The organism is Zoogloea sp. JDB1 (assembly GCF_056724025.1).
In genome coordinates, this window is sequence record NZ_CM161496.1 from 4581438 (window position 1) to 4607520 (window position 26083).

Annotated in this window: 22 protein-coding genes; 4 read left to right on the forward strand and 18 right to left on the reverse strand. The window is 60.6% G+C overall.

What is annotated here, in order from left to right; translation table 11 throughout:
• Positions 1–98 precede the first annotated feature (98 nt).
• From AC1PPK_RS20750 to AC1PPK_RS20790, 9 genes are all read right to left on the reverse strand, one after another.
• Positions 99–1654, reverse strand: a protein-coding gene (locus tag AC1PPK_RS20750) for an IS3 family transposase (RefSeq protein ID WP_481113585.1) whose coding sequence is annotated in 2 segments (ribosomal slippage) — positions 99–1225 and positions 1225–1654 — 1557 coding nt in all. Because the reading frame shifts where the segments join, the coding sequence is not laid out codon by codon here.
• Positions 1655–1733: 79 nt separating this feature from the next.
• Positions 1734–2573, reverse strand: a complete 840-nt coding sequence (gene pstB, locus AC1PPK_RS20755) for a phosphate ABC transporter ATP-binding protein PstB (RefSeq protein WP_481114900.1) — start codon at positions 2571–2573, stop codon at positions 1734–1736.
• Positions 2574–2583: 10 nt separating this feature from the next.
• Positions 2584–3429 (reverse strand): phosphate ABC transporter permease PstA, encoded by an 846-nt coding sequence (gene pstA, locus AC1PPK_RS20760; protein WP_481114901.1) that lies wholly within the window; start codon positions 3427–3429, stop codon positions 2584–2586.
• Complete coding sequence (gene pstC / locus AC1PPK_RS20765; protein ID WP_481114902.1) at positions 3429–4394, reverse strand: phosphate ABC transporter permease subunit PstC; 966 nt, start codon at positions 4392–4394, stop codon at positions 3429–3431. Before pstC ends, pstA begins: the two co-directional genes overlap by 1 nt.
• A gap of 167 nt (positions 4395–4561) precedes the next feature.
• Positions 4562–5599 (reverse strand): phosphate ABC transporter substrate-binding protein PstS, encoded by a 1038-nt coding sequence (gene pstS / locus AC1PPK_RS20770; RefSeq protein ID WP_481114903.1) that lies wholly within the window; start codon positions 5597–5599, stop codon positions 4562–4564.
• A gap of 146 nt (positions 5600–5745) precedes the next feature.
• Positions 5746–7098 (reverse strand): phosphoglucosamine mutase, encoded by a 1353-nt coding sequence (gene glmM, locus AC1PPK_RS20775; RefSeq protein ID WP_481114904.1) that lies wholly within the window; start codon positions 7096–7098, stop codon positions 5746–5748.
• A gap of 66 nt (positions 7099–7164) precedes the next feature.
• Positions 7165–7929, reverse strand: a complete 765-nt coding sequence (folP, locus tag AC1PPK_RS20780; RefSeq protein WP_481114905.1) for a dihydropteroate synthase — start codon at positions 7927–7929, stop codon at positions 7165–7167.
• A gap of 128 nt (positions 7930–8057) precedes the next feature.
• Positions 8058–9950, reverse strand: coding sequence for an ATP-dependent zinc metalloprotease FtsH (ftsH, locus tag AC1PPK_RS20785; protein WP_481114906.1), 1893 nt, complete (start codon positions 9948–9950; stop codon positions 8058–8060).
• Between the two features lie 114 nt (positions 9951–10064).
• Positions 10065–10685: an RlmE family RNA methyltransferase gene (locus AC1PPK_RS20790; RefSeq protein WP_481114907.1), complete on the reverse strand. Its 621-nt coding sequence runs from the start codon at positions 10683–10685 to the stop codon at positions 10065–10067.
• Between the two features lie 38 nt (positions 10686–10723).
• Here AC1PPK_RS20790 and yhbY point away from each other — a divergent pair, with 38 nt between their 5' ends.
• Positions 10724–11179 carry a ribosome assembly RNA-binding protein YhbY gene (yhbY, locus tag AC1PPK_RS20795; protein WP_481114908.1) on the forward strand — a complete coding sequence of 152 codons (456 nt, stop codon included), beginning with the start codon at positions 10724–10726 and terminating at the stop codon, positions 11177–11179.
• A 10-nt stretch (positions 11180–11189) separates the two neighbouring features.
• Here yhbY and AC1PPK_RS20800 read toward each other — a convergent pair whose 3' ends face one another.
• From AC1PPK_RS20800 to AC1PPK_RS20830, 7 genes are all read right to left on the reverse strand, one after another.
• Entirely contained in the window at positions 11190–11651 is a 462-nt protein-coding gene (locus AC1PPK_RS20800) for a DUF4149 domain-containing protein (protein WP_481114909.1), read from the reverse strand.
• A gap of 11 nt (positions 11652–11662) precedes the next feature.
• The gene (greA, locus tag AC1PPK_RS20805; protein WP_481114910.1) at positions 11663–12139 is read right to left on the reverse strand and encodes a transcription elongation factor GreA; all 477 of its coding nucleotides are present in this window, start codon (positions 12137–12139) and stop codon (positions 11663–11665) included.
• Positions 12136–15360: a carbamoyl-phosphate synthase large subunit gene (carB, locus tag AC1PPK_RS20810; RefSeq protein ID WP_481114911.1), complete on the reverse strand. Its 3225-nt coding sequence runs from the start codon at positions 15358–15360 to the stop codon at positions 12136–12138. The genes greA and carB overlap by 4 nt, the downstream gene beginning before the upstream one ends.
• Positions 15361–15431: 71 nt before the next feature.
• Complete coding sequence (gene carA, locus AC1PPK_RS20815; protein WP_481114912.1) at positions 15432–16574, reverse strand: glutamine-hydrolyzing carbamoyl-phosphate synthase small subunit; 1143 nt, start codon at positions 16572–16574, stop codon at positions 15432–15434.
• A 158-nt stretch (positions 16575–16732) separates the two neighbouring features.
• Positions 16733–19306: a response regulator gene (locus AC1PPK_RS20820; RefSeq protein ID WP_481114913.1), complete on the reverse strand. Its 2574-nt coding sequence runs from the start codon at positions 19304–19306 to the stop codon at positions 16733–16735.
• Positions 19307–19422: 116 nt separating this feature from the next.
• A complete protein-coding gene (dapB, locus tag AC1PPK_RS20825) occupies positions 19423–20229 on the reverse strand; it encodes a 4-hydroxy-tetrahydrodipicolinate reductase (protein WP_481114914.1) in 807 nt (268 codons plus the stop codon).
• Positions 20230–20276: 47 nt separating this feature from the next.
• Positions 20277–20624, reverse strand: a complete 348-nt coding sequence (locus tag AC1PPK_RS20830; RefSeq protein ID WP_481114915.1) for an outer membrane protein assembly factor BamE — start codon at positions 20622–20624, stop codon at positions 20277–20279.
• 123 nt (positions 20625–20747) lie between these two features.
• On the opposite strand from AC1PPK_RS20830, the gene fur reads away from it, so the two are divergent.
• The gene (gene fur, locus AC1PPK_RS20835; protein WP_481114916.1) at positions 20748–21200 is read left to right on the forward strand and encodes a ferric iron uptake transcriptional regulator; all 453 of its coding nucleotides are present in this window, start codon (positions 20748–20750) and stop codon (positions 21198–21200) included.
• 12 nt (positions 21201–21212) lie between these two features.
• Here the strand turns inward: fur and recN are convergent, their stop codons facing one another.
• Both recN and AC1PPK_RS20845 read right to left on the reverse strand, forming a co-directional pair.
• Complete coding sequence (gene recN / locus AC1PPK_RS20840; RefSeq protein WP_481114917.1) at positions 21213–22880, reverse strand: DNA repair protein RecN; 1668 nt, start codon at positions 22878–22880, stop codon at positions 21213–21215.
• Positions 22881–22906: 26 nt separating this feature from the next.
• Positions 22907–23791 carry an NAD kinase gene (locus AC1PPK_RS20845; RefSeq protein ID WP_481114918.1) on the reverse strand — a complete coding sequence of 295 codons (885 nt, stop codon included), beginning with the start codon at positions 23789–23791 and terminating at the stop codon, positions 22907–22909.
• Positions 23792–23922: 131 nt separating this feature from the next.
• Here AC1PPK_RS20845 and hrcA point away from each other — a divergent pair, with 131 nt between their 5' ends.
• Both hrcA and hemH read left to right on the forward strand, forming a co-directional pair.
• Complete coding sequence (hrcA, locus tag AC1PPK_RS20850) at positions 23923–24951, forward strand: heat-inducible transcriptional repressor HrcA (RefSeq protein ID WP_481114919.1); 1029 nt, start codon at positions 23923–23925, stop codon at positions 24949–24951.
• Positions 24952–24962: 11 nt separating this feature from the next.
• The gene (gene hemH, locus AC1PPK_RS20855) at positions 24963–26063 is read left to right on the forward strand and encodes a ferrochelatase (protein ID WP_481114920.1); all 1101 of its coding nucleotides are present in this window, start codon (positions 24963–24965) and stop codon (positions 26061–26063) included.
• The last annotated feature ends 20 nt before the right edge of the window (positions 26064–26083 follow it).

Genomic DNA, 26083 nt, shown 5'->3' on the forward strand with positions numbered 1-26083 from the left:
CTATCTTCCCGACATCAAAACGTCAAAAAGGCCGGCATGAGCCGGCCTCCGGAATGCCCCCACCAGGCCGGCGCGCGTCAAGCTAGTTGTCGCCTGATTCATGCAGCTCTTTGCTGTTTATTCCCCATGGCAACAACTACGTCTCGCTCGGGATTGAGAGTCACCACGGTGATGGGTGACCAGTCCCGGGTGTTGCCCGTCCAGCGCGCAGGATGGCGCGCTCGGGCCTGGGCATAGAGTGCGTGACGCGCCGCCAGGATCGCGTGATCCTCGCCCGCATGGCGCTGGGCCGGGCTCACGTAGCGGATGCCGCTGTGGCGATGCTCGACGTTGTACCACTGCACGAAACCGCTGGCCCAGGATCGGGCGGCTTCCAGATCCTCGAATCCCCTTGCCGGAAACTCGGGTCGGTACTTGGCCGTGCGGAACAGCGCTTCGGCGTAAGCATTGTCATCGCTGACCCGGGGCCGCGAGTAGGAAGGCTTGATACCCAGCCAGTGGAGCATCGCCAGCACCGTGGTGGCCTTGAGCGTCGCGCCGTTGTCGCCGTGCAGGATGGGCTTGTCCGCCAGGGCGGCGATCCCTTCAGCCAGCGCCGTGCGACGCACCAGATGGGCGGCATGTTCGGCGGCGTCGGTGCCGTGCACTTCCCAGCCGACGATCTTGCGGCTGTAGAGATCCAGGATCAGATACAGATGGAACCAGCGCCCGGCTACCGTGGCCGGCAGATAGGTCATGTCCCAGCACCACACCTGGCGCGGTGCGGTGGCGATGTGGGTGCTCGGTGGGCGAGAGGCTGCGGGGGCTTTGGCACGCCCCCGATGCGTCGTCTGGCCCGCTTCGCGCAGGAGGCGGTGGAAGGTCGATTCGCTGGCCAGATAGACGCCTTCGTCGGCCAGCATCGGAACGATGCGCGCTGGCGGCAGGTCGGCAAAGCGGGCGTCGTTGGCTACCTGCAAGAGCGCATGCCGCTCCGCCTCGGTGAGGGCGTGGGCAGGCCGGGGGCGCAGCGTTGCCGGTCTGAGGTCCCCGCGCACGAGGCCGTCCTCACGTTTCCAGCGCTGCAAGGTCCGCAGCGTGATGCCCGCCACCTTGCAGGCCGCGTCAAGACGCGCCCCGGCGTGCTGGGCGGCTTCAATGTTCCGGACCTTCATCCGGCGATCTTCCAGGCCGATCATGCGTCCTCGTCCCTGTCCTTCGGAAAGATCGCCTCGAGCTTTTTTGAAAGCACCAGCAGGGCTGCCGCCTCCGCCAGGGCCTTCTCCTTGCGGCGCAATTCCCGCTCGAGCTCCTTGATGCGACGCCGATCCTGCTTGGTCTGCAAGGGACTGGCACGGGCCTCCTCGGGTGTTGCCAAGGCTTGCGTGGCTGCCTGACGCCATTGGGCTAGATCCTGCGGATAAACCCCGTGCTCCCGGCACCAGGCATTCCGGGCCGTCTCATCGAGGGCCGCGGTGGTGAGCACCGCCTCGAACCGGGCCGCCGCTGTCCAGGCCCGCTCGCGAGCGGGCCTGGACAGCGCATCACTGCGCCAACGCTCCAGCGTCGCTACGCCCACGCCGATCTCACGCGCAACGGCCTCCACCGTCGCGCTCTCCGGCGGCAACAATCTCGCCACCGCCCTATCCTTGAATTCCTGTCCGTATCGCGCCACGTCGTTCTCTCATCATCGCCCCCGAATTTAGGATTCTATCGAGGCGACAACTATTCTGACGCGGGGGGAGGCAGCTCGATCAACCGAACCGACCCGTGATGTAGTCTTCGGTTTCCTTGCGCTTGGGCTTGATGAATATTTCGTCGGTCAGACCAAACTCCACCAGTTCACCCAAGTACATATAAGCCGTGTAGTCCGAGACACGGGCAGCCTGTTGCATGTTGTGCGTAACAATGGCGATCGTGTACTCGCTCTTTAGCTCATGCACCAACTCCTCGACCTTGGCAGTGGAGATCGGATCCAGCGCCGACGTCGGTTCATCGAGCAGAAGCACTTCCGGCTTGACGGCAACGCCACGCGCGATGCACAAACGCTGCTGCTGACCACCGGACAGGGACAGACCGCTCTGATTGAGCTTTCCCTTGACCTCATCCCACAGAGCCGCCTTGCGCAGCGCCCATTCGACACGGTTATCCATGTCAGCCCGCGACAGGCTTTCATAAAGACGGACGCCAAACGCGATGTTCTCGTAGATCGACATCGGGAAAGGGGTAGGTTTCTGGAAAACCATCCCGACCTTGGCACGCAGAGCATTTACGTCCTGCCCCTGATCAAGGACATTCTTTCCGTTCAGGAGAATCTCGCCGGTCGCCCGCTGGCCCGGATAAAGATCGTACATCCGATTCAGCGTACGCAGCAGTGTCAACTTGCCGCAGCCCGAGGGACCAATGAAAGCCGTGACCATGCCTTCGTTGATATCGAGATTGATGTGCTTCAGCCCCTGAAAGGAACCGTAGAAAAAGTCGAGATTGCGGATACGGATCTTCGGGGTCTGCTCCGACCCCACCACTTGAGACGTCTGTTCGCCCCGCAACTGCGAGAAGGACATGTCACGCTTAGTTACTGCAGAAGATTGCATGATGAATTTCCTAGATCTTTTTGCGGAACAGGGTGCGAACGACAATATTCAGGCACAGCACGCCGAAGGTAATAATGACCGCACCGCCCCAAGCGAGGGAATTCCAGTTCTCGTAAGGGCTCATTGCAAACTGGAAAATGACGACCGGCAGGTTGGCCATCGGACCATTGAGGTCAAGGCTCGTAAATTGGTTATTGAGGGCGGTAAACAACAACGGCGCCGTCTCACCACTCACCCGCGCAAGGGCCAGCAGGATACCGGTCAGCACCCCGGCCTTCGCCGCGCGTAAAACCACATGCAGGACCACTTTCCAACGCGGAGCCCCCAGTGCAGCAGCCGCTTCACGCAAGCTGGCTGGAACGAGATTCAGCATGTTCTCGGTCGTTCTCACCACAACCGGAATAGCGATCAAGGTCAAAGCAAGTGATCCCGCCCAGCCGGAAAAGTGCTGCACCTGAGCCACATAAACAGTGTAGATGAACACGCCGATAACAATCGAAGGCGCTGACAACAGGATGTCATTGATGAAGCGGGTTGCCGGTGCCAGCCACCCCTTTCGCCCATATTCGGACAAATAGACGCCGGCAAGAATGCCGATCGGGGTGGCAATGAAAGTGGCCGAGCCAACCATCATCGCACTACCGAGAATGGCATTGGAAAGCCCACCTTCGGAACCCGGCGCTGGAGTCGGCAGCGTGAACAAGCTCAAACTCAGTGCCCCCACACCCTTGTAGAGGAGCACGATCAGGATCCAGGCCAGGAAACCCATCCCGATGCCCATAGCCAACATCGACATCACCAACGCGAGCTGGTTGGTACGCTTGCGCTTGCGGTAAAGAGCAGACGAATCGATCATCAGGTTTTCTCCCCTTCCATCCGACCAAGGCGCATCAGCAGCAGCTTGGAGAGCGCGAGCACGACGAAGGTCACGAAGAACAAAATGAGGCCCAGCGCAATCAAGGATGCCACGTGCAAATCGGACGCCGCTTCGGCAAACTCATTAGCCAGGGTCGAGGCAATACTGTTACCCGCCTCGTACAGGGATGGGCTGATGCGGTGGGCATTGCCAATGACGAAGGTGACCGCCATGGTCTCACCAAGCGCACGCCCCAAACCCAGCATGACCCCACCGATGACGCCAACACGTGTATAGGGCAGCACAACATTCCAGACAACTTCCCACGTTGTCGCCCCCAAACCGTAGGCTGACTCCTTGAGAATTCCCGGCACCACCTCAAAAACATCGCGCATCACGGATGCAATGAAAGGGATGACCATCACTGCCAGAATCAGGCCGGCGGAAAGAACGCCAATACCGTTCTTGGGCCCTTGGAACAGGGTACCCAAGAAAGGAATATTACCCAGCGTCGCCGACAGGGCCGGTTGAACATAATCGGCAAACAGGGGCGCAAAGATAAACAGGCCCCACATGCCATAAATGATGCTTGGCACGGCGGCCAGCAGCTCAACGGCGATACCCAGCGGACTGCGCAACACAGGCGGGCACAACTCTGTCAAGAAGACCGCAATTCCAAAGCTGACGGGAATCGCGACCACGAGCGCAATAATCGACGTACTCAGCGTTCCATATACGGAAATGAGACCACCGAACTTGTCCGTAACCGGATTCCATTCAGCACTAAACGGAAAGCCAAAACCGAATTCCTTGATCGCCGGCCAGGCGCCATAAAGCAGGGAACCGAGAATCGCCACAAGGATCGCAAGGACGGAAAACGCGAAGAAACGCGTCGTCTGGTGAAACAGGGCGTCCTGAAAACGCTGGGCACGCATCCGGTCTTTTGGCGGTTCAGGTTGCTTCACACCGGAGACGGCGTCAGCAAGGCCAGGAGCGCCACCAGCCGTAGTACCGCCAGCGCCTAACACAGAGCTATGGGAAGACATTGCAGCTTACCGTTTCAATCTAGCAAACAAAACGGATGGATGAGCAACGACTCGGCCGCCCATCCATCCTGTCTAATTGGAACCGCTTACTTCCAGACCGGGTGACCCGAAGCGTCCTTCAGGCCTGAGCGCCACGCCGCATCAATCTGCTTGACGAGAGTGGCAGGCAAAGCCACGTAATCCAGATCCTCAGCCGTCTTTTGGCCGTTCTTGAATGCCCAATCGAAGAACTTGAGCACCTCGCCACCCTTCACCGCATCAGCCTGAACCTTGTGCATCAGCACGAAACTGGCACCGGTGATCGGCCAGCTGGTCTTGCCCGGCTGTTCGGTCAAAATCTCGCCGAACCCAGGAACCTTATTCCATTCTGCATAGGCAGCAGCAGCCTGGAAGGTCAGGTCGTCAGGCTGAACATACTCACCTGCCTTGTTCTTGAGCGAAAGGTGAATCATCTTGTTCTTCTTGGCGTAGGCGTATTCGACATAGCCGATACCGCCCTTAATACGCTGAACATAAGACGCCACGCCTTCGTTGCCTTTGCCACCCACACCTTCAGGCCACTGGACAGCAGTGCCCATACCGACCTTCTCTTTCCACTCCACGTTCACCTTGGAAAGATAATTGGTAAAAAGGAAGGTCGTGCCAGAACCATCCGCACGACGAACCACGGTAATATTTTCGTCGGGCAGCTTCACGCCCGTATTCAGCGCAACGATTGCCGGATCGTTCCATTTCTTGATCTTGCCGAGATAAATATCAGCAAGAACCGCACCGGTCATCTTCATGGCGCCAGGTGCAACCCCATCCAGATTCACGACGGGAACCACCCCGCCGATCACGGCGGGGAACTGCACAAGACCATCCTTTTCGAGCTCTTCCGCCTTTAGCGGCATGTCCGACGCACCGAAATCAACCGTCTTGGCCTTGATCTGCTTGATACCACCACCGGACCCGATGGACTGATAGTTCAGGCCGACATTTGTCTTAGCCTTGTAGATCTCAGCCCACTTGGAGTAAATGGGGTAGGGGAAGGTGGCGCCAGCACCGGTGATATCGGCGGCCTGGACGACAGCGGCACCCCCCAGAGCGACAACGAACGAACAGGCACGAACGAAACCTTGCATGAAATTCTCCATCGTAGAGACGAACTGCGAAACAGTCGGTTACACACTTAACCAACCAACCCAAGAGCCGCAAAATACGCTCTTGAGCCGGATTGAATTCTACGAGTTGAAAATTTCAAATTTGTGACATGTTGCGCTGCAGCACGTCACATTGCCGCAGCGCGCACCACTTCTGCCAACCCACTGGCGATGCGATCCACGATTGCCGCATCACTGCCCTCGACCATGACTCGCAGCAGCGGCTCGGTTCCCGAAGGCCGCAAGAGCACTCGACCTTGAGCACTGAGTTCCTTTATCGCAGCATCGACCGCAGTCTTGATCTCCATGCAGTCGGACCACACGAAGCCCTGCTTGATACGCACATTGACCAGCCTCTGCGGATAAAACACTAGGTCAGCACAAATTTCCTTCAGTGATACATCCTGCTGACGAAGCGCCGCAAGAACCTGCAGTCCGGCAATGATCCCGTCCCCAGTCGTATGCCTGTCCAGACAGATGATGTGCCCGGAGTTCTCCCCCCCAAGACGCCACCCCTTCTCATGCATAAGCTCAAGCACGTATCGGTCCCCGACCTTCGCACGAGCGAATGGCAGGCCCAGGCGACCGATGGCATGTTCGAAGCCCAAGTTGCTCATCAAGGTACCGACCACCCCCCCGCGGCCGCCTGCCAGGCACGCAGCCTTGGCAATAACGTACAAAAGCTTGTCTCCATCGTAGATATTGCCCTCTGCATCAGCCATCACGATGCGATCACCATCGCCATCGAGCGAGATACCGACATCAGCTCCGCTCTTCAGAACAGCGTCGCGAATGCTGGTCGGCACAGTGGCACCCACACCATCATTGATGTTCGTACCGTTGGGCTCGACGCCAACCAACACCGTTTCAGCCCCCAGTTCGTGGAAGACCTTCGGCGCCACCATATAGGCGGCACCATGGGCACAATCTACGGCGATCTTGAAGCCTCGCAGATCCAGTTCATTAGGAAAGGTGTTTTTGCAGAACTCAACATAACGCCCCCGGGCATCATCGATGCGACGCGCCTTACCCAAGGCGGCAGACGGCTCGCACCCCATGGGTTCGTCGAGACGGGCCTCAATTTCGAGCTCCACAGCATCCGGCAGCTTGGTACCCGCGGCACTGAAGAACTTGATCCCGTTGTCCTCGAAAGGATTGTGGGACGCGGAAATCACCACACCGACCTGCAGGCGCAGCGCACGCGTCAAGTAAGCGATCGCCGGGGTCGGCAGCGGTCCCGCCAGATAGACATCCACACCAGCCGCCGAAAAGCCCGCCTCCAAGGCCGACTCAAGCATGTAACCCGAAATACGCGTGTCCTTACCGATGATCACGGCGGGACGCTCTCCTTGGCGCAACTTCTCGTGTGCCACCAGCGTCTTGCCAGCAGCATAACCAAGCCGCAAACAGAAATCGGGCGTAATCGGCGGCTCTCCCACGCGACCACGCACGCCATCGGTTCCAAAATAACGTCGAGACATCTTTCCCCCAGTTCTGCGGTGCCACCCAGGCACGGATCTCGTCATTGCTCTCACCCGCCAACAGTGTCAGGCAAGCCTCTCCCACAGCCTCAATACATCGCGCGTCACCCCCACATCGTGGGTCCGCACGATTCGGGCACCATTCTGCACGGCAACCAAGGCTGCCGCTGCGCCGACAACCACCCTATCCCCTACCGGCCGACCACTGATCTCCCCAAGCATCGTCTTGCGGGACATACCTACGAGAACCGGCAAGCGTCCGCCACAAAAGCCAGTCATCCCCTTGAGCAAGGCAAGATTGTGATCGAGCGTCTTGCCGAAGCCAAAGCCTGGATCGAGCACAATACGCTCTTCACCCACCCCAGCACGCTGCAACACTTCAAGCCGTTGGACCAAGAACTGCTCCACGTCAACGAGGACATTGCCATAAGTCGGCGCAAGCTGCATTGTGCCCGGCTCTCCCTGCATGTGCATCACACATAGGGCTGCACTGCTGTCCCTTACAGCCTCGAGCGCACCTGGAACCCTGAACGCCGCGATATCATTGATCATATCCACGCCGACACGGATCGACTCGCGCATTACAACCGGCTTCACCGTATCCACGGATATCGGGATATTGAACGAAACTAACGCCTCCACCACAGGAATGACCCTGTCGAGCTCCTCCTGCTCGGAGACCGCTTGCGCCCCGGGACGCGATGACTCACCACCGACATCAAGGAGTTCCGCTCCATCGGCGATGGCCTGCTCGGCCGCCCTCAACGCAGCATCCCTGCTCAGGTAGCCTGGCCCCGAAAAGGAATCCGGCGTCACGTTGATGATCGCCATGATCCTGGGCTTGCTGAGATCTAACTGGAAGCGGCCACATGTGAGAACTGAAGACATAAGGTGATCTCTAAATAAAAGGGCCGGCTCACACAGGAGCCGGCCCGTAAATCAACACAGGAATCTAAAACTCAAGCCGCGGGTGCAGGAGCGGTCGGCGCAGCCCCCGTACTGTCGTCGCTTGGACGCTTGGGGATCTGGGATGAGGGCTTGGGCGGCCGCGGAGCCCGCCCGGCCATGATGTCATCGATCTGGTCCGCATCAATGGTTTCCATCTCCAGAAGCGCAGCCGTCATCGCCTCGGCTTTGTCCCGATTCTCCTCGATCAGGCGACGTGCCAAGGCGTACTGCTGATCCAGAATCCTTCTGATCTCCGCATCCACCTTCTGCAAGGTCGCCTCGGACATATTCTTGTGCGTCGTGACCGAGCGCCCTAGAAACACTTCACCCTCTTCCTCGCCATAAACCATCGGGCCGAGATTGTCCGACATTCCCCACTGGGTCACCATCCGGCGAGCAAGATCGGTCGCACGCTGAAAATCATTCGACGCACCTGTCGTCATCTGATTCATAAAGATCTCTTCAGCAATTCGACCACCAAAGAGAACGGCGATAGTCTGCAGCAAGCGCTCACGATCCTGACTGTAACGATCCTGCTCCGGCAACTGCATGGTGACACCAAGCGCGCGCCCCCGCGGAATGATCGTGACCTTGTGTACGGGATCGGTCTTGGTCAGACACTTCGCAACAATCGCATGCCCAGACTCATGGTAAGCAGTATTCCGGCGCTCCTCCTCTGGCATGACCATGGAGCGGCGCTCCGCCCCCATCATGATCTTGTCCTTCGCGCGCTCGAAATCATCCATGTCTACGAGGCGCTTGTTGCCGCGGGCAGCAAAGAGCGCAGCCTCATTGACCAGATTGGCAAGGTCAGCCCCTGCAAACCCCGGACAGCCGCGAGCAAGAATCAACGCGTCGACGTCGGGCGCAATGGGGACTTTACGCATATGGACCCGCAGAATCTGCTCCCGCCCCCGAATATCTGGCAAGGGAACCACAACCTGCCTGTCGAAACGGCCTGGACGCAACAGGGCCGGATCAAGAACGTCGGGGCGGTTGGTCGCAGCGATCACAATTACGCCCGAAACGCCTTCAAAGCCATCCATCTCGACCAACAACTGGTTCAGCGTTTGTTCACGTTCATCATTACCACCACCCAGGCCGGCACCACGTTGCCGACCCACCGCATCAATTTCGTCGATGAAGATGATGCAGGGAGCCTGCTTCTTGGCCTGCTCGAACATGTCACGCACGCGCGCAGCCCCAACGCCGACAAACATTTCCACAAAATCCGAACCGGAGATTGAGAAGAACGGAACCTTGGCCTCACCCGCGATCGCCTTCGCCAACAAGGTCTTACCAGTACCCGGAGAGCCAACCATCAACACCCCCTTGGGAATATGGCCCCCGAGCTTCTGGAACTTGGAGGGGTCACGAAGGAACTCAACCAGTTCGCCAACCTCCTCTTTAGCCTCGTCACAACCGGCCACATCGGCAAAAGTCACCGTGTTGGCAGTCTCATCAAGCATCTTGGCCTTGGATTTCCCAAACGAGAAGGCGCCACCACGCCCGCCCCCTTGCATCTGGCGCATGAAGAACACCCATACACCAATCAGCAAAATCATCGGAAACCAGGACACAAAGATATTCATGAGGAAAGACTGCTCCTCCTCAGGCTTCGACGCCGTGACCTTTACACCGTAACGCATCAGGTCGCCGACCATCCAGATGTCCTGCACTCCCGGCGTGTATACCGTGATCTGCCGCCCGTCTTGAGTCGTGGCTCGTACGGTGCGTCCATCCACAACCGCCTTCGAGATCTTGCCCTGCTTCGCGTCCTCCATGAACTGGGAGTACTCGACCGAATTCTGGGCCGCCTGACGATTGTTGAACTGGTTGAAGACCGTCATCAAAACGACGCCTATCACCAACCAGATCGCGAGATTCTTGAATAGATTGTTCAAAACGATTCCTTGAAAGCCCGACGGGGGCCACAGCTTAGTGGACTGATTCTATGTCTGATCGTTCGCCGGATCAAATGATCGTAGCCATAGTCTGACTCAATAACAGGGCCCGACCTAGGCCCGCAGTCCAAAGCCCAACAAGTACACCTCGGAACTACGCCCCCGGGATGCTTGGGGCTTGCGCACGACTACAGACTTGAAGACCCGCTCCATCTCCTTGCGAAACTCATCAAAGCCCTGCCCCTGAAACACTTTGACAAGGAACTTCCCACCCGGATTCAAGTGCTGATCCGCAAACTCAAGGGCCAATTCAGCCAGATGAATCGAGCGCGCCTGATCGCTGGAGGGGATACCTGAAATGTTCGGCGCGATATCCGACATCACGAGATCAACCCCCCGCCCATCCAGTTGCGCCTCAAACCGGGCCACAAATTCCTCGTCATGGAAATCACCCTGCATGAACTCGACACCATTGATGGGCTCGATCGGCAACAAATCCAACGCAAATACCCGCCCGTGCGCTCCCACCCGCCCAATAGCGACCTGGCTCCATGAACCCGGGGCCGCCCCCAGGTTGACCACAACCATACCGGTGCGGATCAGCTTATCCTTTTCGTCGATCTCCATGAGCTTGTACGCCGCCCGGGCGCGCCAGCCTTCAGCCTTGGCGCGCTGCACGAACGGATCATTTACATGCTCCGTCATCCACGATTTACTGGTCTTGGTACGCTTCATCGCGGTACAATTACGCCTTTTTTTCAATGAGTTGCAAAATGATTGAACTTTCGCCCGCGCAGCGCCGCGCGTTCCGCGCGCAAGCCCACCACCTTAACCCCGTGGTCAGTGTCGCCGGCAATGGCCTGACGCCTGCCGTGCTCAAGGAGATCGATCACGCCCTGCAGGCTCACGAACTGATCAAGGTCCGCATCTACGGTGACGACCGCAGTCTTCGGGAGTCCATTCTCACCAGCATCTGCACCGAACTCGGCGCCTCGGCCGTTCAACATATCGGCAAGACGCTGATCGTCTGGCGGGAAAAGCGCGAACAGGAAGTTACTCGGACTTCTTCCACCGATCGGCCGAAAAAGCCGCTGGCCAAGGCAAAGTCCGCCAAGGCGCTATCATCCCACCGGGGTATCGCCTCCTTGAAGAAGAAGGCTGGTGCCAAGAAGGATTACTGGTTCGCGGCTCCCGGCAAAGGGCCCCGACGCCAATCCGACGACGCCTGAACGACGTCGATCAACGCAACCCCTTGTCCTGCCAAGTGACCAATAGCAGTCCAAGCAGACTTTCCACCAGATAGACAACACTGGAAACGCCATGCCAAGCCACGAACCGGCTACGCAAGGCGCTTTCCATGACTTCGCGCGGCAAGGAATCTTCCTTCAGCTGCGCCAGGATCGGCTGGATTCCGAAATGGCCAGCCACCGTCAGCAGCAACATCAGAAAAATCACCCAGAAGACGCCGCTCTTGAAGACCGCGCCATTCTTGCGAAGTGCAAGGAACACCAACAGATAGCCGGCAGACACCAGGCCTAGCCAGGCAACGTAGGTGAACATTTCCCCTGCCAGGCGCCCGGCAAGCATGCGGTCGTCAAGCAACCGGAACAGCGTGGGCGCGGCAAGGTAGCCGATCGCCCACAGCGCCCCAACCCACAGAGTGATCAGGATGCTGTAGACGTATTCAGCAAATCGAGACATGGGCGCGAGGCTTACTCGTAACGGACGTCGATCAGCTCAAGCTCACGCACGCCACCGGGCGCCTGCACCTCGGCAACGTCACCTGCAAACTTGCCGATCAAGGCACGGGCGATAGGAGAGCTGATCGCAACCTTGCCCGCCTTGATGTCAGCCTCGTCGTCGCCGACGATCTGGTAAGTCACCGATTCGCCGTTATCCAGGTCCTCGAGCTCCACCGTGGCGCCGAAGACGCAGCGCCCATCCGCATCGAGCAGCTTGGGGTCGATGATCTGGGCGTTGGAGAGTTTCCCCTCCACCTCCCGGATACGCCCCTCGATGAAACCCTGGCGCTCCTTGGCCGCGTCATACTCGGCGTTTTCGGAAAGATCACCATGGGAACGCGCCTCGGCAATCGCCGCGATGACGTCCGGACGCTCGACGGTCTTCAGGCGGTGCAGCTCCTGACGCAACAGCTCTGCACCAGCAACGGTCAGCGGTACCTTGTTCATGCCTTCACCAACTCGCCATGGAGACCCTGCAGGGAATAGGCCTCGAGCCCCACCAGATGGCGCATGCCCATGCAGGCTGCACGCGCACCTTCGATCGTTGTGTAAACCGTGACCTTCGCCGCCAGCGCGCTGGTACGGATCGAACGGGAGTCTGTCACCGCTTGGCGCTTTTCCTCAACCGTGTTGATGACGAGGCTGATCTCGTTGTTCTTTATCATATCCACGATGTGCGGCCGGCCCTCGTTCACTTTGTTCACCGCGGACACGGGCAAGCCAGCAGTGGAAATCGCCGCGGCGGTACCGCGGGTGGCGACTACGGAGAAGCCCAGATCGATCAGCTCACGCGCAACCTCAACGGCCTTCGGACGGTCAGTGTGCTTGACGCTGATGAATGCCTTGCCCGAGGTGGGCAGGCGCACGCCGGCGCCGAGCTGGCTCTTCACGAAGGCTTCGGCAAACGTACGACCGACGCCCATGACCTCGCCGGTGGACTTCATCTCGGGCCCGAGGATCGTATCGACACCTGGGAACTTGACGAAGGGGAACACGGCCTCCTTCACGGAGTAGTACGGCGGCACGACTTCACCAGCAACGCCCTGATCGTCGAGGCTGCGGCCGGCCATGCAGCGCGCGGCGATCTTTGCCAGCGGCAGGCCACAAGCCTTGGAAACAAACGGAACGGTCCGAGATGCGCGGGGGTTCACTTCAAGCACGTAGACCACAGCGTCATCGCCCTCGCCCTGGATCGCGAACTGGACGTTCATCAGACCGCACACGTTCAGCGCACGGGCCATCGATTCCGTCTGGCGACGCAGTTCGTCCTGCAGCTTCTGCGACAGCGTGTAAGGCGGCAGGGAACAGGCGGAGTCACCCGAGTGGACGCCAGCCTGCTCAATGTGCTCCATGATGCCGCCGATCATGACGCGCTTACCATCGGACAAGGCATCCACGTCCACTTCGGTCGCGTCGTTCAAGAAGCGATCGAGCAGCACCGGGGAATCGTTGGAGACCTTGACAGCCTCACGCATGTAGCGCTCGAGATCCTTCTGCTCATGGACGATTTCCATCGCCCGACCGCCCAGCACGTAGGACGGGCGGACCACCAGCGGGTAGCCGATCTCGGCCGCCAGGCGCACGGCGTCTTCCGGCGTACGGGCGGTACGGTTGGGAGGCTGCTTCAAGCCCAGTTCGAACAGCAGCTTCTGGAAGCGCTCGCGGTCTTCGGCTGCATCGATCATGTCCGGGCTAGTGCCGATGATGGGCACGCCGTTGGCTTCGAGCTCGCGGGCACGCTTCAGCGGAGTCTGGCCGCCGAACTGAACGATCACGCCGACGGGCTTCTCGACGGCGACGATCTCGAGGATATCTTCGAGGGTCAGCGGCTCGAAGTACAGGCGATCCGAGGTGTCGTAGTCGGTGGATACGGTCTCCGGGTTGCAGTTGACCATGATGGTCTCGTAGCCGTCTTCGCGCATGGCCATCGCCGCGTGCACGCAGCAGTAGTCGAACTCGATGCCCTGGCCAATCCGGTTCGGACCACCACCCAGCACCATGATTTTCTTGTTGCCGGTCGGCAGCGCCTCGCACTCGTCCTCGTAGGAGGAGTACAGATAGGCGGTGGAGGTGGCGAATTCGGCAGCGCAGGTATCCACGCGCTTGAAGACCGGACGCACGCCGGCGGCATGGCGATGCAGGCGCACGGACGTTTCGTCCGTCGCCAACAGCTTGGCCAGGCGACGGTCGGCAAAACCTTTGCGCTTCAGCTCGCGCAGTTCAGCCGCGTTGATGCCCTTGAGGGAACGCCCCACCAGGGACTTCTCGGTCTTGATGAGGTCTTCGATCTGGATCAGGAACCACGGATCGATGCGGGTCAGCGCGTGCACCTGCTCGAGGGTCATGCCTTCACGGAAGGCCTGGCCCACGTACCAGATGCGTTGGGAGCCCGGCTCGCTGAGTTCGCGCTCCAGATCGTCCTGATCGGCTTCGACTTCGTCCAGGCCGTAGGCGCCGGTCTCAAGGCCACGCAGGGCTTTCTGAAAGGACTCCTGGAACGTCCGGCCCATAGCCATGACCTCGCCCACGGACTTCATCTGGGTGGTCAGGCGATCATTGGCCAGCGGGAACTTCTCGAAGGCGAAACGCGGGATCTTGGTGACCACGTAGTCGATGGACGGCTCGAAGGACGCCGGCGTCGCGCCGCCGGTGATGTCGTTCTTCAGTTCATCGAGGGTAAAGCCGACGGCGAGTTTGGCCGCCACCTTGGCAATCGGGAAACCGGTCGCTTTGGAAGCCAGCGCGGAGGAGCGGGACACGCGCGGGTTCATCTCGATGACGATCATGCGACCGTCCTTCGGATTGATCGCAAACTGCACGTTGGAGCCGCCGGTATCCACGCCGATTTCGCGCAGCACCGCGATGGAGGCGTTGCGAAGGATCTGGTATTCCTTGTCCGTCAGCGTCTGGGACGGCGCCACAGTGATGGAATCACCGGTGTGCACGCCCATCGGATCGAGGTTCTCGATGGAGCAAACGATGATGCAGTTGTCCGCCGTATCACGGACCACTTCCATCTCGTATTCCTTCCAGCCGATCAGCGACTCTTCGATCAGCAACTCGTTGGTCGGAGACGCTTCCAGGCCGCGCTTGCAGATTTCCGCAAACTCTTCCGGATTGTAGGCAATGCCACCGCCGGTGCCACCTAAGGTGAAGGATGGGCGGATGATAACCGGAAAGCCGATGTCGGCCTGCACCTGCAGGGCCTCGTCCATGCTGTGGGCAACGCCGGAACGCGCGGAGCCAAGACCAATCTTGGTCATGGCATCCTTGAACTTCATGCGATCCTCGGCCTTGTCGATGGCCTCTTCCTTCGCGCCGATCAGCTCGACACCAAACTTCTCGAGCACACCGTTGCGCGCAAGATCGAGCGCGCAGTTGAGCGCGGTCTGGCCGCCCATCGTGGGCAGCACGGCGTCCGGCCGTTCCTTCTCGATGATGCGCTCGACGACCTGCCAGGTGATCGGCTCAATGTAGGTGACGTCGGCTGTTTCCGGATCCGTCATGATCGTGGCCGGGTTGGAATTGACCAACACAACCTTGTAACCCTCTTCACGCAAGGCCTTGCAGGCCTGAGCGCCAGAGTAATCGAATTCACAGGCCTGGCCGATGATGATCGGGCCGGCGCCGATGATGAGAATGGTCTTGATGTCTGTACGTTTGGGCATGGTTCTTCAGAGACTGGAAAGCGGTTGATCGAGAACTGGTGCGTCGCGGCGCACCACCGTGACGATCGGCTTCAGCTCCTCGCCTCCATCAGCGCAATGAATCGGTCAAACAGGTAGGCCACGTCGTGCGGACCGGGGCTCGCCTCCGGGTGTCCCTGAAAGGAGAAGGCCGGCACATCGGTACGCGCCAAACCCTGCAGGCTGCCGTCGAACAGCGACACATGAGTCACCCGCACGTTGGCAGGCAGCGTTGCAACGTCGGCAGCGAAACCATGGTTTTGGCTGGTGATCAGCACCTGGCCGGAATCGAGATCCTTCACCGGATGGTTCGCGCCGTGGTGGCCGAACTTCATCTTCATGGTCTTGGCCCCTGACGCCAGTGCGAGCAACTGGTGTCCCAAGCAGATGCCGAAGGTAGGAATACCCTTCGCGAGTACCTGCTGGATCGCCTCGATAGCGTAGCCGCAGGGCTCGGGATCGCCAGGCCCGTTGGACAGGAAGACACCATCGGGATTGAGGGCCAGCACGTCCGCGGCGGGAGTCTGGGCGGGCACTACCGTCAGGCGGCAGCCACGCTCGGCCAACATGCGCAGGATGTTGCGCTTGACGCCATAATCGTAGGCCACGACGTGAAAACGCGGGTTCTCCTGGGCCACGTAGCCGGCGTCCAGACGCCACTCCCCATCCGTCCAGGGATAAGACTCAGTGGCGGACACAACCTTGGCGAGATCCATGCCGGCGAGCCCCGGAAATGCCCGGGCCTGTGCGAGCGCGGCCTCCACGTTCAGTTCGGCAGCCGTTGCCGCCGTTACGATAGCGCCGCTCTGGGCCCCTTTCTCACGCAGGATGCGCGTGAGCTTGCGGGTATCGATACCGGCGATCGCGACGATGTTCTCGGCCTTGAGATAGGCATCCAGCGACTGCTCGCTACGCCAGTTGGACGCCACCAGCGGCAAATCTCGAATCACCAGACCGGAAGCAAAAACCTTGGTGGCTTCATTATCTTCCCGATTGATACCGGTGTTTCCGATGTGCGGATAGGTGAGCGTGACGATCTGGCTACAGTAGCTCGGGTCGGTAAGGATTTCCTGGTAGCCGGACATGGCGGTGTTGAACACCACCTCGCCGACCGTTGCACCAATGGCCCCGATGCCTTTGCCGTAGAACACCGTCCCGTCGGCAAGAACAAGAATGGCGGGCGGGAAAGCTGACACGGCGAACTCCTCGAAATCTTGTGATTGGACGACTTGCATGCGTAGCCGGGCTACACATGAAAAACGGGATCGCCCTGAAGGCCATCCCGTAAGAAACTTTCTAATTATAGCCTGAAGCCACCTCTCCCGGCAAACCCGACTGTAGGAATACAGACAAACTATGTCACCTTCCGCGCCCTACGCAGTACACCCGCAAGGTGGCCGAGCGCCTCAAGAAGTTCCGGCAACTCACGGCACACGGCAGCCCTGTCCTCACTCTTCCCCGCCACCTCCAGGCGTTGCGCGACAGCCACGACGAGTTCGGCGTTGAATACCCCCGCCGAACCCTTGATCGAATGGGCCAGATTACGGATCCCAGCAAAATCGTCGGCACGCTGAGCCTGCTCCAGCGCCTTGCGATTGCGCTCCAGATCATTGAAGAAAAGTGTGATCAGCTGCTGCAAGGCAGATTCATCCCCGTCGAGCAGTTCCAGCGTGGCAGCCAGGTCTGCCACATCGCTCCCACCCCCAAGATCGATACAGGGCTCACCCCCGTCTTCGTCTCGCTCTCCCCCGACGACGCGCCCGATCGCCGCAAAAAGCTCGGCCGGCTTGATGGGCTTAGCGATGTAATCATCCATCCCGGCCATTAGACAGCGATCACGATCACCCTGCATCGCATGTGCCGTCATGGCGATGATCGGCGTGAACTTCCAGTGACCGCCAGCCGCCCAACTGCGCCTGGCTTCTCGCGCCCTGATGGCCTGCGTCGCCTCGAACCCTCCCATGACCGGCATCTGAACATCCATCAGAATCAGGTCAAAGCGCCCCCTGTCGAAACAGTCGACAGCTTCCTGGCCGTTCGATGCCACGGTGATCGAGTGCCCCGCCTTCTCCAGCATCTTTACAGCTACGGTCTGATTGACCGGGTTATCCTCGACCAACAGGATACGGTACGCATGCCCAAGGCGCGCAACCGACAGCGGCGCCGCTATGGACTCAGCGACGAGGAAACGCTCTTCCTCCACTACGCCCCCCTGCAACGACAGGCGTAGGGCATCGACCAGATCAAGCTTGGAAAAAGGCTTAATCAGCCGGGCGCCGATCTTGAAATGCTCACACTTCGCCGAATCACCACGCTGCGCGTTGCCATCGAGCATCATGACCAGGCGATCAAGGCGCGGCCACCCCTTGATCAGCCTTTCGGCCAGCGCATAACCGCCCGGCGCCGGCATCGCTGCGTCCATCAGCAGCCAGTCATACGGCGCATTCCCTGCCTGAGCCGCCTGCAACTGAGCAAGGAGTGCCTCTCCATCCGCTACATCCCTGACATCCACCCCCAGGGACCTGAGCTGTAAACCAACACAACGGCGCAGCGCCTGATTTCCAGCAGCCACAAGGACGCGCCGCGCGCCAAAGACAGGCCCGTCGGCCAGCGGTTGCGCTGGCACGTTGACATGCACCGAGAAACTGAATACGCTACCTTGACCGGGCCCGCTCGACACGCTGATAGTGCCCCCCATCAGCTCTACGATCCGCTTGCTGATTGCCAAGCCCAGCCCTGTCCCGCCATACTTTCGCGTCGTCGACTCGTCAGCCTGGGAGAACGCGCCAAAAATCGCGGCATGCTTGTCCTCGGCGATACCGATCCCGGAGTCACGCACATCGACTTCGAGGAGCGCACCGCGATCTTCCAGCAGCCGGGCACGAACAACGACCTCAACCTCTCCCTTGTCAGTGAATTTGATCGCGTTCCCGACAAGATTGGTCAGCACCTGGCGCAGGCGGGTGGGATCCCCGATCAAGACAGCAGGAACCTCGGGCCCCACATAGTAGAAGCACTCGATCCCCTTCTGATACGCCCTCAGGGCGAGGGACTTCATGGTGTCGCCGAGCAGACCGGGCAAGGAGAACTCGACCTGCTCAAGATTCAGCCACCCAGCCTCGATCTTCGAAAAATCGAGCACGTCATTGATGATGTGCAACAGGGAGTCAGCCGAACTCTTGACCGTATTCAGATACTCGCGCTGCTCGTCATCGAGCCGCGTATCGAGCACCAACTCCGTCATACCGATGATGCCGTTCATCGGCGTGCGGATCTCATGGCTCATGTTGGCCAGAAAATCACTCTTGGCCCGATTTGCCGCCTCTGCCTGCTCCTTGGCGTGCAACAGCTCAAGCTCGGCGCTCTTAGCGCGGGTGATGTCCCGATATATCCCCATCATGCGGAGCCAGCGACCATCGCTGCCGCGACCACTCGCCCTACCCTTGACAAGAATCCACCGCCACGTGGAAGTTTTGTCGAGGATCCGGAACTGCGCTTCGAAGCAATCCAGCTCTCCACGCAGATGCGCCACCACTTGGTGATGCAGCAACTCCCGGTCGTCCTCATGCAACAGCGGCATCCAGGAGGAAAAATCGCTGGACAGTTCCGCGACACCATAACCCAGCATTTCCTGCCAGTGCGCATCCATGACCAGTGTGCCATCGAGAAGGTCCCAGTCCCACAGGCCTGCCTCGGTATTCTGCATGGCAAGCCCCAGACGCTCGCGCAGATCCTGCGCTTCCCGTTTTGCGACCTCCTGGGACAGAAGCAGCCCTTGCAGGGCCTCCAGGATTTCCCCTGCCGGTGCACACAGAACGTCATCCACCGGCTTGATGGCCCCCGCCGCAACACCGGCGGCTACAAAGGCCCTTAGCGCCTGCCCAAGCTCGGCATCAGCAAGAAAGGGGGTGATCGCTGGATCGGTCAAATCGGCGGCCTCACGACGACAAACGTATGGATGTGAGGGCACCCCCTCCCCAACCACTGTTGGACACCCTGCCATATCGGCAGGATGTCCCGCGGCTTGAACCGCGATTGGCCGATTTACTTCAAGCCAAGCACATCCTGCATGTCGAACAGCCCCGCCTTGCGCGCAGCGATGAAGCGCGCAGCGCGCAGGCTCCCCGACGCATAGGGCATGCGGCTGCCCGATTTGTGAGTGATCTCGATGCGCTCACCGATCCCCGCAAACAGCACGGTATGGTCGCCCACGATGTCCCCGCCACGCACGGTCGCAAAGCCGATGGTCTGCCCGTCGCGCTCCCCGGTCACGCCTTCGCGGCCATAAACGGCGCACGACTCGAGATCGCGCCCCAGCGCCGACGCAACTACCTCCCCCATACGCAACGCAGTCCCGGACGGTGCATCCACCTTGAGGCGATGATGCGCCTCGATGATCTCCACGTCGTAGCCTTCATTGAGAATCCGCGCGGCCACGTCCAACAGCTTGAAGACTGCATTCACCCCGACTGCCATGTTCGGCGCGAAGACTACAGGGATGTCTTGCGCCGCAGCACCAATCACGGCCTTTTCCTCAGCCGAGAAACCCGTCGTGCCAATCACCATGCCACAGCCCGCGACCCTGGCCAGTCCGAGGTGATGCAAAGTCCCCTCCGGCCGCGTGAAATCTATCAGGCAATCCGCCTGCGCCAGGCCAGCAGCCACATCGCTGGTGATAGCCACGCCGCACGGAGCACCGACCAGATCGCCGGCATCCTTGCCGATGAAGGTACTCTCGGAGCGCTCGAAGGCGGCAACCAGCACGGTCTCCGAATCCTTCAGGGTTGCCTCAATGAGCATCCGCCCCATTCGGCCGGAGGCGCCGGCAATCGCGATACGAACTTGAGTCATGAAAATTCCGGAATAAACGTATTAAGAGGCTCCGCCGGGCCCGCCTATCAGGGTTGCGAAGGCGCCTCGCCTGCGCGGACATCCCCTTCGAGGCGCACGAGTTTGCCGTCCTCGAAAATCACGGTCAGGCGGCGCTCCTGCAGACTGCCCTTGCCCGGCTGAAAACGGTAGACGTAGTCCCAGCGGTCCGAATGAAAGACATCGGTCACCAGCGGCGTCCCAAGCACGAAACGCACCTGATCCCGCGTCATTCCGGGCTTGAGCTGAGACACCATTTCCTGGGTCACGAAATTGCCCTGCCGGACATCGATTCTGTAGGGTTTGAAAAAGTCGCCGACGGTAGTGCAACCGGAAAGGGCAGCTACCAGCAGAACAGAAGAGAACAGTTTGCGCATGGCGTTTCTGGAAGGCGGGAATGGGAGTCGGCCGAAAGGCCGCATTCTCAAGGATGGTCTGAAACTATATCATACGGGGCCGGTCGGACTTTCGACCGCCGCATCCAAGTTTTCGGGGCTCCCATGTCCAGTAATTCGCAAAACCTAAAGAGTATCGGCCTCAAGGCCACCTTCCCGCGACTCAAGATCCTCGATCTGTTCCAGAAGGTGGAAAATCGCCATCTGACGGCCGAAGACGTCTATCGCCTGTTGATCGCCGAAGACATGGACATCGGACTGGCCACGGTTTATCGCGTGCTCACCCAGTTTGAACAGGCCGGCCTTCTCGAACGCCATTACTTCGAGTCCGGCAAGGCGGTCTTTGAACTCAATGAAGGGCACCACCACGACCATCTGGTGTGCCTGCAGTGCGGCAAGGTGGAGGAATTCTTCGATCCCGCCATCGAGGAAAGACAGAACCGGATTGCCGAAGAGCGCGGTTTCGCCGTTCGCGAACACGCGCTTTATCTGTACGCTGACTGCAAGAAGGACCCCTGCCCCAACCGCCCGGGCAGCGGCCCCATCACGAGTTCCTGAACGTCGCGGGCCTCAGCCGGCGCGCTGCAGGCCCAGCATCTCGGCTGCATGGTCGCGGGTTGTATCAGTGATATGTACGCCACCCAACATCCGGGCAATCTCCTCGACGCGCTCGGCAGGCGCCAGGCTCTTCACACGAGAAAGCGTCTGACCGTCGCGGGTTTCCTTCGCGATGGTCCACTGCCAGTCAGCCTGAGCCGCCACCTGGGGCAGATGGGTCACGCACAGCACTTGGCGATCACTCCCGATCTGCTTGAGCAGACGCCCCACGATCTCGGCCACCCGCCCGCCGATACCGACATCGACCTCGTCAAAGATCAGCGTCGGCGTAGCTGCATTGCGGCTCGCGATGACCTGAATCGCCAGACCGATCCGTGACAACTCCCCGCCAGACGCAACCTTGGCGAGGGGGCGCAGCGGCTGGCTGGCATTTGCGGTCACCAGGAACTCCACCGTCTCGAGCCCGCTGACACAGCCCTCCTCCACCGCCCGGACAGCAATCTCAAAGCGGGCACCGGCCATCGCCAGCGACTGCATTGCATCGGTCACCGCCTCCGACAGCGCCGCCGCCACGCCGCGGCGTACCACCGACAGGCGTTCGGCGGCCTCCATGAAGCGCGCTTTAGCAGCCGACTCCTCCCGGGCCAGCGCCTCCGGATCGGCTTCCCGCGTGAGGCGCTCCAGGCGCAGCACGCTATCAGCCTGCAGATCGGGCAAAACCTCGGGCGCCACCTTGTGCTTGCGCGCCATGCTGGTGATCGCGTGGATGCGCTGATCGATCTCTGCCAGACGCTCGGGATCCACGTCAAGCCGGTCCCGATAGCGACGCATCGCATGCAGAGCTTCGTCGAGCTGGATGCTGGCGCTCCCCAGCAGTTCCTGCACGTCGGCAAGCTGGCCATCGTGCTGCGCCATGTCTGCCACCCGCGCGAGCAGGTGATCGAGTTGTGACACTAGCGCGTAGTCACTGTCCGCCAGACCTTCCAGCACCTCCGTGCTGCCCGCGATCAACCCTGCAGCATGAGCCAGGCGGGTCTGCTCCTGGTTGAGCGTCGCCCACTCGTGGGGATCGAAGGCCAGCTCACGCAATTCGCTGACCTGCCAGGCCAGCAGTTCGCGCTCCCTCTCGGTACTCAAAGCCCCGTGCTCCGCCACCTCCCGCGCCCGTCGCAGGGCCGACCAGGCACGGTACAAATCGGCCACCTCGGATGCCTGCCCGGATAAGCCGCCATGGGCGTCCACCAGTTCCAGTTGGGCCTCCGCGCGCAACAGCGCATGGTGGGCGTGCTGGCCGTGAATGTCTGCCAACCACTCCCCGGCGGCCCGCATCTGGGCCAGCACAACGGGAACGCCGTTGAGCCACGTTTTGGAACGTCCGCCGCTGTCGATGACCCGACGCATCAGCACCGAGCCGTCACCGGAATCCAGCTCCTGTTCGACCAGCCAGTCCCGCAACGCGCCATCTTCCGGGAGATCGAACTCCGCCAGGATCTCCGCCTTGGCCTGCCCGGTCCGCACAACTCCGCTCTCGGCCTTGCCGCCCAGCACCAGCCCCAGGGCATCCAGCAGGATCGATTTACCCGCGCCGGTCTCGCCAGTCAATGCACCGAAACCGGCCTCGAACTCAAGTTCGAGTTGATCGACGATCACAAAGTCGCGAATGGAAAGATGACGCAGCATGAAGGCAGAAAGAAAAATTGAGCGGATCAGCCGTGGCGGGGCGCGGAACTCCAGTGCAGCTTCTCGCGCAGCATGGCGAAATAACTGTAGCCCACAGGATGCAGCAGACGCACCCGGTGGGGAGAACGGGTGATCTGCAGGGTGTCGCCCGCCCGCGTGTCGTAGCGCGTCTGTCCGTCGAAATGCACGCGGGAGTCGTGTGGCGGCAACAGCACGATCTCGATGCGACAGCGGTCCGGCAGCGTGATGGGACGCGCGGTCAGCGTATGGGGGCACATTGGCACCAGTGCAATGCCGTCTACGCTCGGATGCAGGATCGGGCCATTGGCTGACAGCGCGTAGGCCGTTGAGCCGGTCGGCGTCGAAATGATCATGCCGTCCGAACGCTGGGTATAGACGAACTCTCCGTCGATACGCAGATCGAACTCGATCATGCGCCCGAGATCGCCCTTATTGACCACCACATCATTGAGCGCCACCGTATGAAATACGCGCTTTCCATTGCGAAGCACTTCGGCGTCGAGCAGCACGCGGCTTTCTTCCGAATACCGCCCCTCGAGCACCTCACTGATCTTTTCCAGCGCGACTTCCCGTGAGATATCAGTCAGGAAGCCGAGCCGCCCCTGGTTGACGCCAACCAACGGCACTTCGTACTCGGCCAGCCGACATGCACTATTTAGAAGCGTACCATCGCCCCCAAGTACGACCGCGAGATCCGCCTGAACGCCGATCTCCTCATAGCTGGCGACGGAGAAACCCGCCGTCAGCCCGGTGGAACTGGCGGTCCCCTGCTCGATCAGCACCTGGAGCCCCAGGCCGCGCAAATGATTGGCCAGCCGAAGCACCGCTTCAGCCACCTCGGGGCTCTGATACTTGCCGATCAGCGCAATCGTCTTGAACTCGCAGGTCATGCACCGATTAAACCACATTATTCATGGACGCCGCAGGCGACCAAGACAAAACAGAATCAACCGGCACCATTCATGCTTCTCATGAGCGCGTCCCTTCCTTAGAATCCCAGCGTCTCTCCGAGCCCTCTGCCATGACCAGCCTCGATCAACGTTCGCAAATCCTCCTCAAGACCCTTGTGGAGCACTACATCGCCGAAGGCCAGCCGGTTGGCTCGCGTGCCCTGTCGCGCCATTCCGGCCTCAAGCTGTCCCCGGCAACGGTGCGCAACGTGATGTCGGACCTGGAAGAACTGGGCTTCATCACCAGCCCGCACACCTCGGCCGGCCGCGTACCCACCGCGCGCGGTTATCGTTTCTTCGTCGACAGCCTGCTCACGGTGCTGCCCATCGACTTGGGCCAGATGCGGGAGATCAAGGGGCAGATCCAGCCCGGCGAACCGCAGCGGGTCATCAACGCCGCCTCCCAGCTGCTGTCCGGCCTCACCCACTTTGCCGGCGTCGTGATCTCCCCGAAGCAGGACGCCATCAAGATCCGCCAGATCGAGTTCGTCAGCCTGTCGGAAACCCGTGTCCTGCTGATCCTCGTCACCACCGGTGGCGACGTGCAGAACCGCATCCTGTTCACCAAGCGCCACTACAGCCCGGCCGAGCTGGTCACCGCTGCAAACTACCTCAACCAGCACTTTGCCGGCCTGGCATTTCCCGAGATCCGCACGCGCATCCAGGACGAACTCAAGCAGCTCCGCTCCGACATGACCGACCTCATGAGCGCAGCCGTCGAGGCTGGCAGCGAAGCCCTCGAGGAAACCCAGAGCACCTACGTGATCTCCGGCGAAACCAACCTGCTCGATGCGGAAGACCTGTCCTCCAACATGGCCCGCCTGCGCGAACTCTTCAAGCTGTTCGAACAGAAGACCGGCCTCATGCAGCTGCTCGACATCTCCAATCGCGCCCAGGGAGTGCAAATCTTCATCGGTGGAGAGAGTGGACTGAGCCCCCTCGACGACTGCAGCGTCATCACCGCACCTTATGAAGTAGACGGGCAGTTGGTCGGCTCCGTCGGCGTCATCGGCCCGACCCGCATGGCGTACGAGCGGGTGATCCCGATCGTCGACGTCACCGCCCGCCTTCTAACCAGCGCCCTTTCGGGCCACAACTGACGAAAGCCGACATGCCCCGATACTGGCAGGAGCCAGCCCATACCCATGGCCAGATACCCCGCATCGGCATCCTGCTGGTCAATCTCGGCACCCCAGCCGCGGCAAGCGCCGACGCCCTCCGCCCCTATCTGAAGCAGTTCCTGTCCGACCCGCGGGTCGTCGAGATTCCACGCCTCATCTGGTGGCCTATCCTCAACGGCATCATCCTGCGTACCCGGCCTGCAAAATCCGCCGCCAAGTACGCCAGCGTGTGGACCGACGAAGGCTCGCCGCTCAAGGTCCACACCGAAAAGCAGGCGAAGTTGCTGGCCGGCTTCCTGACCCACGCGGGCCAGCCGAACCTGCAGGTGAGCTGGGCCATGCGTTACGGCCAGCCATCCATCCGCAAGCAGCTCGATGCACTGCGCAGCGCCGGCTGCAACCGCATCCTTGTCGTCCCGCTCTACCCTCAGTTCGCCGCCAGCACGACCGCGACGGTGATCGACGACGTGGCCGACTGCCTGCGCCATTGGCGCAACCTTCCGGAAATCCGCTACGTACGCAGCTTCGGTGACGATCCGGGCTACATTGCAGCCCTGGCCCAGTCAGTGCGCGACCACTGGAAGAAGGAGGGGCAGGCCGACAAGCTCGTTCTCAGCTTCCACGGCATTCCTCGCCGCTCGCTGGATCTGGGCGACCCCTATCACTGCGAGTGCCACAAGACCGCCCGCCTGCTGCGCGAGGCTCTGCAATTGCCGGAGGAGCGCGTCATCGTCAGCTTCCAGTCGCGCTTCGGCAAGGCCGAGTGGCTCACCCCATACACGCAGCCCACGCTGGAGCAGCTGGCGCGCAACAAGACATCCTCATCCGTGGATGTCATGTGCCCGGGTTTCGTGTCTGACTGCCTCGAGACACTCGAAGAAATCAACATGGAATGCAGGGAGGCCTTCCTCCACGCCGGCGGCCAGCGCTTCAGCTACATCCCCTGCCTGAACGAACGCCAGGACTGGATCGAAGCCTTGATGAAGCTGAGCCTCCGCCAGCTGGGTCACTGGCTCGACGAAGCGAGCCCGGACCGGGATGCGCTGGCCCGCCAGACGGAGCGCGCCCGCGCCATGGGCGCAGCATCATGACCACAATCGGCACGCCGGCC